Annotated in this window: 13 protein-coding genes; 5 read left to right on the top strand and 8 right to left on the bottom strand. The window is 36.9% G+C overall.

The annotated features are described in order from the left end of the window. Nucleotides 1–53: 53 nt before the first annotated feature. Together ABVT42_RS05375 and ABVT42_RS05380 are read right to left on the bottom strand one after the other, a co-directional pair. Nucleotides 54–1016, bottom strand: a complete 963-nt coding sequence (locus ABVT42_RS05375) for an AAA family ATPase (RefSeq protein ID WP_353873770.1) — start codon at nt 1014–1016, stop codon at nt 54–56. Between the two features lie 282 nt (nt 1017–1298). Further along, on the bottom strand, nt 1299–1727 hold the full coding sequence (locus ABVT42_RS05380) for a MarR family winged helix-turn-helix transcriptional regulator (protein WP_353873769.1): 429 nt from the start codon (nt 1725–1727) through the stop codon (nt 1299–1301). 248 nt (nt 1728–1975) lie between these two features. Here ABVT42_RS05380 and ABVT42_RS05385 point away from each other — a divergent pair, with 248 nt between their 5' ends. The 4 genes from ABVT42_RS05385 to ABVT42_RS05400 all read left to right on the top strand — a co-directional run bounded on the left by ABVT42_RS05385 (nt 1976) and on the right by ABVT42_RS05400 (nt 6325). After that, entirely contained in the window at nt 1976–2287 is a 312-nt protein-coding gene (locus tag ABVT42_RS05385; RefSeq protein ID WP_353873768.1) for a hexameric tyrosine-coordinated heme protein, read from the top strand. 470 nt (nt 2288–2757) lie between these two features. Further along, nucleotides 2758–3018 carry a DUF5062 family protein gene (locus ABVT42_RS05390; protein WP_353873767.1) on the top strand — a complete coding sequence of 87 codons (261 nt, stop codon included), beginning with the start codon at nt 2758–2760 and terminating at the stop codon, nt 3016–3018. A gap of 569 nt (nt 3019–3587) precedes the next feature. After that, a complete protein-coding gene (locus ABVT42_RS05395) occupies nt 3588–3875 on the top strand; it encodes a hypothetical protein (RefSeq protein ID WP_353873766.1) in 288 nt (95 codons plus the stop codon). Nucleotides 3876–3973: 98 nt separating this feature from the next. Further along, a complete protein-coding gene (locus ABVT42_RS05400; protein ID WP_353873765.1) occupies nt 3974–6325 on the top strand; it encodes a TonB-dependent receptor in 2352 nt (783 codons plus the stop codon). Nucleotides 6326–6841: 516 nt separating this feature from the next. Here ABVT42_RS05400 and ABVT42_RS05405 read toward each other — a convergent pair. The 6 genes from ABVT42_RS05405 to ABVT42_RS05430 form a co-directional block, all read right to left on the bottom strand. Beyond that, a complete protein-coding gene (locus tag ABVT42_RS05405) occupies nt 6842–7294 on the bottom strand; it encodes an IS66 family transposase (protein WP_353873763.1) in 453 nt (150 codons plus the stop codon). Nucleotide 7295: 1 nt separating this feature from the next. Further along, complete coding sequence (locus ABVT42_RS05410; RefSeq protein ID WP_353873762.1) at nt 7296–7784, bottom strand: T6SS effector amidase Tae4 family protein; 489 nt, start codon at nt 7782–7784, stop codon at nt 7296–7298. After that, nucleotides 7781–8170, bottom strand: coding sequence for a Rap1a/Tai family immunity protein (locus ABVT42_RS05415; protein WP_353873761.1), 390 nt, complete (start codon nt 8168–8170; stop codon nt 7781–7783). Before ABVT42_RS05415 ends, ABVT42_RS05410 begins: the two co-directional genes overlap by 4 nt. 218 nt (nt 8171–8388) lie before the next feature. Beyond that, nucleotides 8389–11091: an ATP-binding protein gene (locus ABVT42_RS05420; protein WP_353873760.1), complete on the bottom strand. Its 2703-nt coding sequence runs from the start codon at nt 11089–11091 to the stop codon at nt 8389–8391. 88 nt (nt 11092–11179) lie between these two features. Then, on the bottom strand, nt 11180–11689 hold the full coding sequence (locus ABVT42_RS05425; protein ID WP_353873759.1) for a hypothetical protein: 510 nt from the start codon (nt 11687–11689) through the stop codon (nt 11180–11182). A gap of 14 nt (nt 11690–11703) precedes the next feature. Continuing rightward, nucleotides 11704–12156, bottom strand: coding sequence for a helix-turn-helix domain-containing protein (locus ABVT42_RS05430; protein ID WP_353873758.1), 453 nt, complete (start codon nt 12154–12156; stop codon nt 11704–11706). A gap of 460 nt (nt 12157–12616) precedes the next feature. Here ABVT42_RS05430 and ABVT42_RS05435 point away from each other — a divergent pair, with 460 nt between their 5' ends. Further along, nucleotides 12617–13033 (top strand): hypothetical protein, encoded by a 417-nt coding sequence (locus tag ABVT42_RS05435; RefSeq protein ID WP_353873757.1) that lies wholly within the window; start codon nt 12617–12619, stop codon nt 13031–13033.

Here is a 13033-nt window from a genome sequence, read left to right on the forward strand (position 1 = left end):
AGTGTCGTTATACATTGATCATGATGGCCTATGAATAAATTAGTTGACCGCATTTAGACAATTGGCGTTATTTGAATTAGCCGCTCAATAACATGATCGGTATTGATGCCTTCTGCTTCCGCCTCGTAAGTCAAGATTAAACGATGGCGCAATACATCGCTGGCAATATCCTGGACATCTTCCGGAGTGACATAGTCTCGGCCAGCTAACCAGGCACTTGCCCTTGCACAACGGTCAAGGGAAATTGTTGCCCGTGGACTAGCACCGTAATCTAGCCAACGGTTTAAATCACTATCAATAGCAGCTGTATCGCGTGTATTGACAATCAGCTGAATAATATATTTTTCCAGTTCATCAGACATATGAATGTCGAGTACCTGATCGCGGGCACTAAATAAATCTTCTTGTCTTAATTCATTAGTCTGTACTTCACGATAGGATTTATGTGCTTCTTCACGTGTTAACTTTAAAATTAAGGCTTCAGCTTCTGCATTAGGGTATTCAACTTTCACATGCATTAAAAAACGGTCTAATTGCGCTTCAGGCAGTGGATAAGTTCCTTCTTGTTCAATTGGGTTTTGCGTGGCCATGACTAAAAATAATGGCGCAAGAGGATAGGTTTTACTGCCAACGGTGACCTGACGCTCAGCCATTGCTTCGAGTAAGGCTGATTGAACTTTAGCCGGTGCACGGTTAATTTCGTCGGCTAAAATCAGGTTATGAAAAATAGGGCCTTTTTCGAATCGAAAGCTGCCGTCTTGCGGACGGTATATTTCTGTTCCGGTTAAGTCGGCTGGAAGCAGGTCTGGCGTGAACTGAATACGATGAAAATCACCTTCGATATCTTTAGATAATGCGTTAATTGCCCGAGTTTTTGCTAATCCGGGAGCACCTTCAACAATCAGATGTCCATCGGCAAGTAGAGCGATGAGTAATCGGTCAATTAACCGCTCTTGGCCGATTATTTGTTGACTAAGTGTGCTTTTTAGTTGGGCAAACTTTTCATTCAAAGACATATAGGTATTCGCCTGTTTACTGAATTTGTAATTTGGGAAGCATTTTTAACTGATCATAACGGTTATTTCCAGTGGTAGGAGAGTTTTTGTTTTAAAAGTTTTAACTTAAATGCAACAATTTATTAAATAACACCTTATTTTTTGCCAATAAAACAAAATATTAGGTAATTTTTCACATAAAAGCGCTGTAGTAAAATAAAACAGACTACCACTTGGGATATTAGCGACTACTTGTTAAGCGATAAAAAGTCTGCCATGCACAATAACAAAGCTGGATGACTTTTACTCAATATGTGTCAGATTACTTTTCAGTTTTTGACACATTGCAATTAATTGCTCTGCTTCGTTACAGGTAAGACCAGTTGCGCAAAATGCTTGTTGGGTAATATTTTTTGCCGTTTGAGCTATCGCAACACCCGATTCGGTCAGTTGAATTTGTTTCTCTCGTTCATCATCTTCTTTATAGCCTCGATTGATATACCCCGATGATTGAAGCCTTTTAAGTAATGGTGTCATCGTTGATTTGCTTAGCCCAATGCGGTTTGCCAAGGTGCTGATTGACACGTTGTCTTGCTCCCATAGCGCCATCATTACAACAAATTGTGGATAAGTGAGACGTAACGGATGCAAAAGTTCGCGATAAGCCTGAGTTATTGAATTTGAAGTTGAATACAGTGCAAAGCAAATTTGATCGTTAAGTACTGGGCCCATAAATTAATCACCGGTGTCTAAGTGGTTCAATGCAATTGACTGATTATAAATAATTGATAAATATTTGTTCACTCATATTATGATAACAAAAAATCTTTAAACTGATAGTCTGTTTAAAGATAGTCTGTTTAAAGTTAGTCTGTGCAAATATGATATGTGTAGGCATAATACGTATAAATAAAATATGTATACGTACTGTTTTTGATATTTGTTATTTCATATAAACATTCAATTACTGGGGAATAAACGTGAATAAACTACTTAAGCAAACCTTCGTTGTCAGCATTCTAAGCTTGTCGATCTGTGGCATCTCACCGGTCAGCGCAGAGGCTGAGAAAGACTATATGCCAAGTTTGATTACCAAAACACCGCTGGAAGGTCGTCAATTGGCGATTAAAATTGTTAGAAAAACTATTGGTACAATTCAGCGAGATCCAGCAGCGAAAATGAAAGTGCGTAATATGTATGCCGAAAATCCCCAATTATTGATGCAGGCTGCAGAATTAGTAAATAAAGAATTTGCAATAATCGCTGAAGCAAATAATTACTGGCGAAACTAAACTATCAAGATTTAGTGACGGCCCAGGGGGGCATTCCATAATGAATTGCCTCCGAGTCATAAAGTCAGTTACAAATAAGTCAGTTACAAATAAGTCAGTTACAAATAAGTTAGAACCAAATAAGTCTGGCACAAAAGCGAATTAGCCATTGGCTGTTCGCTTTTATTTTGCTGAATCATTGGTCAATTGATAAACCACCATTTGATTAAGAGCTTTATGTAATTATATGAATTTACTAACTTTTATTTAATATGACGCAAAACTGTCCACTTGATTAAGCACTAACTGTTTTATAACTGATTTCGTGTTACCAGGTTTGTCATTTGCAATTGTGCTGGATTATGCAATTATGGGCATCTTTCATAAACAGGATTTTTTAAAAGAGTCGTTATGTGATTTAAATCAGTTAATTCAGTTAAATGCATAGGTTTCTTTTTGTACAAAATGAATAGTCAGGTGAAATAAGGATAATGAAAAAGATTAAAAATGAAGCGGCGTTATTGAAAAAAGCCATTGAAGTTGGTGAAAAATATGCGATGAATCGGGGATACAAAGGGTTTTCTCAAACTAATGCCGCTAAACAAAAGGTTGAGAGTTTGTACCGTTTGCTGGTCCATGATAAATTGGTCCAGCCTTTAGCTAAAGATCAGGAAACTCAGGTAAATATGAAGCATAAATTAGCGATTTGGATTTCAAAACAGTTACCTAAAGATCATGAATTACTAAAATAGATTAAATTCGTCCGAGTAAATTGCCCGATGCGTTTTTACCCTGCCTGATAAGATAGCCCGATTGCGGACTATCTACATCGGCAAGCATTAAAGAGTCGGTTTACAATTATAAACTGACTAAAATGATTTCAATAAAACAATCCACTAACATAAATTCATAAAATTCAGTCACACTCACAAAGTTCAAACACCAGTAATATTCTTTACTAAATACAATTATTCACTATTTAAAGGGGCAATATGATGCCAGGTAGGAGATTTGTAATGGGGAAGTCGGTGGCATTTCAACAGCCGTGTTAATCCTCACTATCTAGTAGGGTGATTTTTTACTTGTTTTTAATGAAAGCTTTGTGGCAAACTATTTGTCATTGATACGTTATATCATTACGAGTACAAAAAATGGCGCTCACTGATGATGTAACATTGGTTTATTTAAATATTGAATTGGCAAATATTAAATCAGCAAAAGTTAAGTTAATGAATGTTGAATTAAAAATATTTGATTAAAAGTATTAAATTAGCATTTGGCGTTTCATTTAGTGATAACGCTGTTTTAGGTTTCTGTTGTAATGTTCGCACTTAAAAAACATCATTTTGCAATTGTTTTTGTGTTACTGGGTTGGTTGTTTGTGCAACTTGCTTCAGTTGAGCACGAATTCAGTGCAGAGCATTTATTGTCAGTTAATCATAAGTGTCTTTCTCAAGTCTATGGCAATGATGATACTTTAATTGAATTTAATCAGTTTGAATTGACTGTTTTGCAGTTTGAATATCAGCATTTAGAGCAAAATTTACAGCGAAACCTCAAAAAGGAAAACTGCTTTGCTATTTCTCCGCGCGGTCCACCCACTCACTAAAGTCTTACCATAATAATTAATAAGTTTGCAGGTCTTTATATCCATCCGTTTAAGGTTGGTCTAGACATTGATAATGATGTATTTCCGGAGTTTTTATTGTGAAAAAATGTATGCTTGCCGCCGCTGTCAGTGCGGTATTGTTTGCTGGTGGAGTAAACGCAAAAGAAGTTAAGGGTTTAGTGGCTGACACAGACGGCGTGCCATTAACTAATGCCTTGGTTAAAGTTCGCGGAACCGATATTCAGGTGCGAACAGATGATGAGGGATTTTTCATATTGGATTTACCGGTTGGTGAATACACTATCGATGTCAAAGGAGGACGGGATAATCACTTCCACCAAAACATTCAAGTGATTGAAGGAGAACAAGATCTTATTCAAGTGTCGTTGAGTGATGAAGCTGAACATAAAATTGTGGTGCGGATTAACCCGCTTGAGCATACCGCTTTGAATATGGCAACACCAACCATTGTTATGGCTGGCGATGAACTGACTATGCGTAAAGCTGGTACGTTAGGCGACATTTTACAGTTTGAGCCTGGCATTAGCCTGTCTTCTTTTGGTCCTGCTGTTGCCCGGCCCGTTATTCGGGGACTTAGCGGTTCACGAGTAAAAATTACGAATAATCAAATGATTGTACAAGATGCGTCAACAACCAGCGCAGATCACGATGCCGGTATTGAGCCATTGCTTGCTGATCAAATTGAAGTGGTTAAAGGTCCTGCAACCTTGTTATATGGTAGCGGTGCAATTGGTGGGATTGTGAATGTTTCTGATCGAAAAATTAATTCAGAACCTATGGAGGGTTTTACCGGTGGAGTTGAAATGCGTCTTGCTGATTCGGCAACCGGTGAGCGCTCGGGGGTTGTCACCCTTGATGGTGGTGAAGATCACTGGAACTGGCATCTTGATGGGTATACCAGTGAAACCGATGATATCAAAATTCCTGGGCAGGCCGAGTCTCATATTTTGCATGAGCAAGAGCTGCTTGAAGAAGGCCATGCTGAAGAAGAACACACCGAAGAAGAACATGCTGAAGAAGAAGGGTTTGGCCTGCTGGCAAATACCCGCTCGGAATCACGAGGCGGGAGTATTGGTTCAACCTGGTTAGGCGATTGGGGACATGTTGGCGTTGCGTTTAGCCAGGTGAATAAGGAGTATGGTGTACCGGGCCATGCGCATCATGAAGAAGAACATGCTGAAGAAGAGACCACTAATGAAGAAGAACACACCGCTGAAATGCATGAAGAAGGCGTGATGGTTGATATGCAGCAAAGACGCTATGATTTGCAAGCCCAATTAAATGAACCGTTTGCTGGTATTCAACAATGGTTTATTGGTACAGCATTAACCGATTACAAACACGCTGAAATTGAAGAAGATGAAATTGGTACTCAGTTTAAAAATGAAGCCTGGGAATTGCGTTCATATTTACAACACCAAACAGTCAATGGTTGGAGTGGCATTGTTGGTGTACAACTGACTCAACGAGATTTTTCGGCCATTGGAGAAGAAGCATTTGTTCCTGAGTCGGTAACAAAAAATCGCGCGATCTTTTTAGTTGAAGAAAAAGATTACGGTAATTTTAAGTGGGAGTTAGGTGGCCGTTTCGAGTCACAAGAGATATCAACCGCCGGGTTTAAGCATAGTAATAATGGATTTAGTGGTTCCATTGGTTCAGTGTATACCTTGAGCAAACACAATATAATTGCGGCAAATTTTTCACATGCCACTCGATTTGCCAGTGCTGAAGAAGTCCTTTCTTTTGGACCACACATTACCACTCGATCATTTGAGATTGGTAATCCTGATTTAGATAAAGAAGTTTCGCAAAACCTGGATTTTTCTTATCGATTTGAAAATGAAAGACTGAACGGAGAAATTAATCTTTACTGGAATCAATTTAATGATTTTATTTATGCTGCTAATGCGGCAATTACCGATCCTTGTTTAACTGATGAAGCTATCGAAGAAGCTGAGCATGATGAATTACAACTGGTTTGTTATAAGCAGCGAGACGCTGAGTTCAAAGGTATTGAGCTACAGCTATCTTATTTATTATTCAATCAGGGAAATCATCAATTTAAAATAGGCGTAATGGCTGATTCGGTCAAAGCAGAGTTTAGTAACGGTGAAAATATCCCGCGAATTCCTGCATTAAAATATGGTGTAAATTTCAGCTATGACTACGCCGACTTCAGTTCAAACCTTAGTTTGGTTGAACACCAAAAACAAAAAGATGTCGCGGCAAATGAATTGCCAACAGAAGGTTTTTCGATGCTCGATTTGGAAATGGCTTATCGACTACATTTTGCTGATGAAGAATTATTGATTTTCTTGAAGGGTAAAAATCTACTTGATGAAGAGGCGCGAGATCATACTTCATTCTTAAAAGATTTAGCGCCGCGAACCGGTAAAAATTGGTTGCTTGGTGCGCGATATACTTTTTGATGCAAAATAGCTATTAGATAAACGTAAGCAATGGGATGGACTCCTCCTCAAGCTGACCAATTGGCTATTTTAAGCGACAATGGTATTTGAATAGTCATTATAAACAATTGAGGAGAATTTCATGGGTAGCATAACTCGAGTAGGTGTTGATATTGCTAAATCTATTTTTCACATACATGCTGTTGACCGATTCAGTGAAGTTCAATGGAAGGGAAAGTATTCTCGGAATAAATGGTTAGCAGCAATTGTAAAAAAAGTACCAGAAGGAGCGGTGATTGCGAAGGAAGCTTGTGGTTCAGCAAACTACTGGGGCCGAGAACTTGAAAAATGTAGTGGTCAAGTAACTTTGGCCACAGATTTAGANAGGAAGCTTGTGGTTCAGCAAACTACTGGGGCCGAGAACTTGAAAAATGTAGTGGTCAAGTAACTTTGGCCACAGATTTAGAGTTTTTCCAATAAATATCTTCCGCTATGTTTGGTGTTAAGCCGTTATTAAAAGTATGTGGTCTAACAGGGTTATAATAACGTAGAATCTCGACCATTATCGCTTTTTGTGCATCCACTAATTTTTCGACGCTTAACAAACTCACGAATATCCGACTCGCTCAAGTTATTATGAAGAGGAATTGAAGGATTCACCAAACATTTAAGTAAAGTGGTTTTCATTAGGTATAAATTATGCCGCCAATTTATCCTGTTTAATCGTTTGCCTTTTTTAGAGTTCAGATAAACGTCACCTGTAACATCCCAATCCTTAATTTCTTTACTCCAACGCTCGGGATGTTTCTCTTTTGCTTTCAGATAAACCTGTTTGCGCTGTGCCAGTATCGCAATATCTTCACCTGAGTGACGCTGCCGCTCTAGCTCCGACAGTTTGTTATGAGGCTCTCGGCTGTACTCCAGACGACCATCGCCATGGTTGTCTGGTTGCCCCCAGCGTTGATAGGTTTTGCTGCTGATCCCGACCACCTCACATTAATTCCCAAAACCATATTTCTTTGCTCTGAAAATAACAAGCAGAATTACACACTGCTACCTTATTCTGGATATCTATTAGGTCTATATGGCCGCCGCCATAGCCGATAATTTTCCAGAAAAGAACAACGCCTTTTCTGCTTCCTACCTTAGATAAAAACTCTGAAGGTTTGAACAACTCAGGACGGCCAAAGACATCCCGCCTCATAAGTTGATCGGCTAAAAGCTTTGCCCCTGTCTCTACTTTCCTTCCTTTATATGGTCCTATTTTAACCGGGAGGCGGCCAGTAAATGATATACCTGTTTTTAGTAGCGCAAGACTTACCCGTGTAGCGCATGTATTCACGTAACCAGAATTCTGCTTTATCAAATCTGCCTGTTTATATCCTATTTCCGCATATAAATCTTCACCGTCTACATACTTTGTAGAATTGATATTTGATGAGTAGTAATTATCGCTCAATGCTTTGAATGTTGGTTTCATTTTGTTTCCTTACATGGAAGTATGTTTGACATTATTTTATTAATGGTGTTAGAAGCTCTATCGTCCATCATCTCTTTTGAAGCGTTTTTAAAGCCAATATGAATTTGATCTAAAACTGAATGTGGAAGAGCAATTTTATAGCCACACCATTTTTCACCTTCAGTGCTATCAAGAACACCTATCAGATACATCTCGGCTAGACGTCGTTTACTAACATCATCGCTTCGGTATGCCTGCCAGAAATCCTTGGCAATTAGGCTCAAATTTTCAATCGCAAGACTCTGCTGATCTGAAACGGTCATTTTAATACCACCACCTCCAGCTTGAGCACATCCCGTTACGCCAATTGTTAATACTAACAATACGTTCAAAAAAATAATTTTCAAAATAGTCTCCTTTAGTAAATTCTCTTTTAACGCCGCGTTCTTCGGCTTGTCTGGTGCAACGCTTTGTATACTCCCGGCATGGGCATTAACTAATGAGGTGAAAGTCCTCTGTAGGAAAGTCACCGTCGAACACTGTGAGGTTATTAGACGATAACTACTAGCAAATGGCAAGGGCCAGTCTGTGAGGAGCGGTTTGAAGGAAAGTTAACTCAAATTAATTAAGACTCAGCTTCCTTTAGTTGGCGCGCATGTCGGCTTACCTCAGACGGCAAAAGCGGAATAACTACAGATACAAAGGTCCCTTTTCTTCTTCGACAGTTTTTATCACTTCGCCAGCTTTTGCTTTTTCGCCAGTTTTTAAATTTTAGTTTTCCTTTTCGCTCGTAAACAATGTTTTTAATTATTGCAATACCAACACCAAAGTTAAAGGTGTAATCAGAGTATTTGATACCTATTCCATCATCTTGAACAAAGATTTTTACGTTTTCTGCATCGCAGGTAACGGTCAATTGCATAAAATCAGCTTTTGCATGTTGTAGACTATTATGTACTAAAGTGTGGGCAATAAAAAATATGATGTTGCGAGTTTCTATTGTGCATCTTTCACAAAGTGATATTTGAAACTCATGTGATTTAATTTGCATACAGGCCAATGCATCTAAGCCAGTAAAGCTATCCTCTAAACTGGTGTTTCCTAAAGCTTTTATTGCACTATAGTTATCTAAAAGCTCTTCAAATTGACTAATGGCATTTTCAATAATATTGAGTGTATGTTTGGTGATGATTGGGTTATTTTTACTTAGCGCGTTTTTTGCCTTTGTTAATTCAGCATAGGTTTTTACTAACCCTTGTTTTTCTTGTTGCTTGCTAATTATTTTAAAAACTTTATTTTTTTGTTTGTTCAGCCTAAAAATATAGAGTAATCGTAAAATAGCAACAACACTAAAAATTAGAGCCGTTAAAAATATAAAGGTTTTCGAGCGATACCAGGGACCAGTAATATTAAAAGATCTCATCTCACTATATTTCCATTGAGTAGCATTATAAGATGCTCTCATCTGAATATTATGGTAACCAGTGTCTAAATAAGAAAGTTTTACTTTTCCATTCTTCACATCTACCCAATCACCATTATTCAATTTATACTCATAGCGAATCAGTTCTCCATGAATATAATCAAAGCTGTTCGCAGCAATCGTGAAGGTTTGATCATAAGGTGTATCACTGGTTGGAAATTGAGTAAACTTAGGTGGATTTAAACTAGGAGCTTTAAAGTAATCAACTGTTATCAATTCTTTGTTACTTGACGCATAAGCCAGATTATCTTTAACGGCTAAACTGTTAGCAATAAACATTTGTCCAGCAGAATTAGGTACAAGGCTTATTTGTTCATCTTTAAATTGATATAGTCCATTTGATGTAGAAAGAAGCGTTTCATCATAATAAGCAATAGTAGAGGAAATCTTTTTAGGACCGCCCATGCTTACCCATTTATTTCCCTCTTTTTTAAATAATCCATCTCCCCATGTAGTTACATAGATGTTACCTAAGCTGGCAAATACATCTGTTAAATTATGAGGGGAAATATCATGAGTTGTAATTATATTCTGTGTCTTTTGAACAAGTCCATCTGCGGTCATAATATATAATGTATTATTAATTTTTTTTACATTCAATACTTCCTTATGAGGCAATTTGTCATTGAGTAAATCAAAGTTAACAGGATTAAAATTTTCATCAAATCCAACAAGCTTATTTGATGTTGCTAAAATAAATTCTGAGTTAATATAACTGAGTGATAAGACATACCCATCGTATATTTTAGCCAGAATATTGTTTTCTAGTTTATATGCACCTGCTGTTGTTGCAATGATAATGGGCTTATTCTTGGTATAGAGAATATCTGTAATACTACGCTCTAGTAGTGGTAGCTGGTCATTAATTTCAGTAATCGGCTTAAAAAGCCCTTTATCTGAATAATATAATCCATGATCTGTGCCTATCCATAATTTCTCTTCTACCAACTCAACGACATTGTAACGAGAAGGTATTGGAAGTCTTAACAGTGTTAAGTGTGGATCAATCACTTCAAATTGAGTGGTATCAGTCGACCACAAGTTACTTTGTTTGTCTTCATATAGAATTCGGCTTACTTGATTAAGACGATTGATAGAAGTCTTTACGATGTCTAGATTATCACTGCTTAAAATATCTATATTACTACCATGAGCAATAGCAAAGGAGTTTGTATTATAAGAAGTTATCGCAGTAATTTCATTTTCAAATGTTCTGACAGCTAATGGTGTGTTATTTTTCAGTGATAGCAAAGTTAATTTATAGTCTGTGCTATAAGCTAGTTTATGATTAAATAATGCTAAATGTGCTTTAGTTGTTTGAAACGACTCTATTAACTCTGAATGTTCACTATTGACTTTAAATAATCCTTTATGAGTAATCGCGAAGTGTTGGTCCTCTATCGCAGCAATATCAATAACTTCTTGTAAGTCATATTTACGAGTATTCAGGTTAGACAAATTGATTAAATATACTTCCTTCTCTACTTTCGCCATAAGGTATTTACTTGAAAGTACTATTTTTGAAGCCTTTAAGTCACTTATCTTTTTTGCTTGGTTACTACTTAGATCAAGCTTCCATATACCTTCCTTAAAAAAAGCAGCATATAACGAGTCATTGCTTTCCCGATAAACAGCAGAGTCACTCCATGTTGAGGGCAAATTGGAAATGTCTGATAAATCAACGTACTGGTATCCATCAAATCGCTTGATACCAGTATCTGTAATAAAATAAATATAGCCAGCAGAGTCTTCTACTATCGACATAAAGTACATTGCATTTTTTGCAAAAATAACCCAGCTTAAAGGAAAAAACAATATTAGAATTAATGCTTTTTTTGTTTTCATTACCTTCCCTGTTTTTTGAAAGTGTATTGTAAAGTTTATCGTTATAAGCCAAGAAGCCTTGCAGACTATCCAATCTATTTATTCATATTCAATTTCGATGATGAGTACGAGAACCACACCCCGCATATAAGTTTGGCATACCGTCTGCGCTATTATTTCTTGTTGTTAAGCTAAAGCCAGTTTGCGATAAGTTTTTATTCGTTGTAACTTTAACCGACTGTCTCCAATCAAAATGAGTTCCAGTTGCTGGTGATACAAAAATAAAAGTTGGCAAGCGAGGATCATCTTTATTCACTTTATTTTGCCATGTTTGCATCACCATTTCGCCTGCTTCCTTACCATATAAATGGGTATAAGAAGCGGCAAGTAATTGGGCACCTGCAAAACTAGTAATGATCATTGCCGTGCTCTCATATTTACTTCCACAATCAAAACTCATATCCACATCTAAAAACTCATATTCCGGCAGTAAAAGTGTGGCTTTTAATGCAAAAATTCTGGCTCGATTTTCTTTTAATGGTTCAAGGGCTGAAACTAAAGTGCTAAATAAAATGGTAAAAACAAAAACTGAGAATAAAACTTTAACTTTTAATAACATGGTAGAGACTCCTTTTATACCAACTCTATAGAAGCCTCCGCAATGGCAGTTACAATCGATTCATCAAAATCATTTTCAATAACTGCTTTGATGAAAACCGTGTGTAACTTTTTATAAGCATCGAGCTGTCGTTCAGTTGGTAGTGAGTTATTGGTTGAAACTCTTTCCAACGTCCGAACAACTAATTTACTTGCACGAATAATATCGTCAAGAGTAAAAGTGTTAGCAGCTTGGGCAGAGCTTTTGCTTTTTGTTTTACCTAAAAATATCTCATCAAGTGAAATACCCAGTTCACAACAGGTATTGACTATGGGAATTATAGGTAATGATTTACTTTTACGCGCAACAGCGATCCCAGAATTGGACATGCCTAAAGCGCGAGATAAAGCCGCATCACTTTCCTCACCAAGCTCTTCTTTCAGTCTTTGAATTACTTCATCAAACTCAATAGTTACCGCATTTTTCATGAGTATCCAAACTTTAGCTAATTTTTAAAAATAATAATATCACTAATAGACTTGACACAATACCTATTAGTATTCTAATATTTTTTCGCGAAATGTATTAGAATCCTTATAGGTAGACAACTCAATTCTGGGAGTGACAGTTTACATGAAAAATTTCATCAATAAATCGATCCCAATTAAAAATTGGCTAAAGTCTCTTTTTCAATTATCTACTAATTGTAATATTTCTCCTTTGGTATTGGAAAAATGGTTAAAACAAAATTCGAGCGTTTTTCATTTAACAATACCCACAAAATATTTACTTAAATTCCACTGCCCAAGTGGCTGCCATAAATGTTTTAAGGTTATTGGATCTCAAATAAACAAGCTCAAAATTCGACCGCAATTCTATGACGTATTTCGCTTAATTAAAAGGAAATAATTTCAATATTTTTTACCACCTAAATTACGGAAAGAGATAATGAAAAAGCAACCAGAATTAATAAGCAGTTTATTAGAAAGTGAAACACCACCGAATTGTGAAGTGAATGCAATTTTTCTTAATGCAATTAACCATGCAATCACTGAAGCCGGTTTAACGCGAAAGCGAGTTGTTAGCCGTATGAATAAATCGTTAGGCGGTAAATCTAATATTACAGAAAGTAAACTGAATAAATGGCTTGCCCCTGGTAGTGATCGAGATTTTCCAATGACTTACTTACCCGCATTATGTTGGGCTTTAAAAAGTACTGAGTTTGTTAATGCTTTATTAAAACCCATTCAGTTTAGAGCAACTGATCCAAAGGGGCAAAACTTACAGCTTGCTGCACAACATTTGAAGTTAGCCAAAGAGCTAACAGAAAAAGCAGATAAGTTAATGACATCTGAAATTTCTTAA

It is taken from the genome of Aliikangiella maris (genome assembly GCF_040719265.1).
GTDB classification, from domain to species: domain Bacteria; phylum Pseudomonadota; class Gammaproteobacteria; order Enterobacterales; family Kangiellaceae; genus Aliikangiella; species Aliikangiella maris.

Bases quoted from the DNA above. Each gene is read 5' to 3' on its own strand.
- ABVT42_RS05375 (WP_353873770.1), bottom strand. From the start codon at position 1,016: ATGTCTTTGAATGAAAAGTTTGCCCAACTAAAAAGCACACTTAGTCAA.
- ABVT42_RS05380 (WP_353873769.1), bottom strand. From the start codon at position 1,727: ATGGGCCCAGTACTTAACGATCAAATTTGCTTTGCACTGTATTCAACT.
- ABVT42_RS05390 (WP_353873767.1), top strand. From the start codon at position 2,758: ATGAAAAAGATTAAAAATGAAGCGGCGTTATTGAAAAAAGCCATTGAA.
- ABVT42_RS05395 (WP_353873766.1), top strand. From the start codon at position 3,588: ATGTTCGCACTTAAAAAACATCATTTTGCAATTGTTTTTGTGTTACTG.
- ABVT42_RS05410 (WP_353873762.1), bottom strand. From the start codon at position 7,784: ATGAAACCAACATTCAAAGCATTGAGCGATAATTACTACTCATCAAAT.
- ABVT42_RS05420 (WP_353873760.1), bottom strand. From the start codon at position 11,091: ATGAAAACAAAAAAAGCATTAATTCTAATATTGTTTTTTCCTTTAAGC.
- ABVT42_RS05425 (WP_353873759.1), bottom strand. From the start codon at position 11,689: ATGTTATTAAAAGTTAAAGTTTTATTCTCAGTTTTTGTTTTTACCATT.
- ABVT42_RS05430 (WP_353873758.1), bottom strand. From the start codon at position 12,156: ATGAAAAATGCGGTAACTATTGAGTTTGATGAAGTAATTCAAAGACTG.
- ABVT42_RS05435 (WP_353873757.1), top strand. From the start codon at position 12,617: ATGAAAAAGCAACCAGAATTAATAAGCAGTTTATTAGAAAGTGAAACA.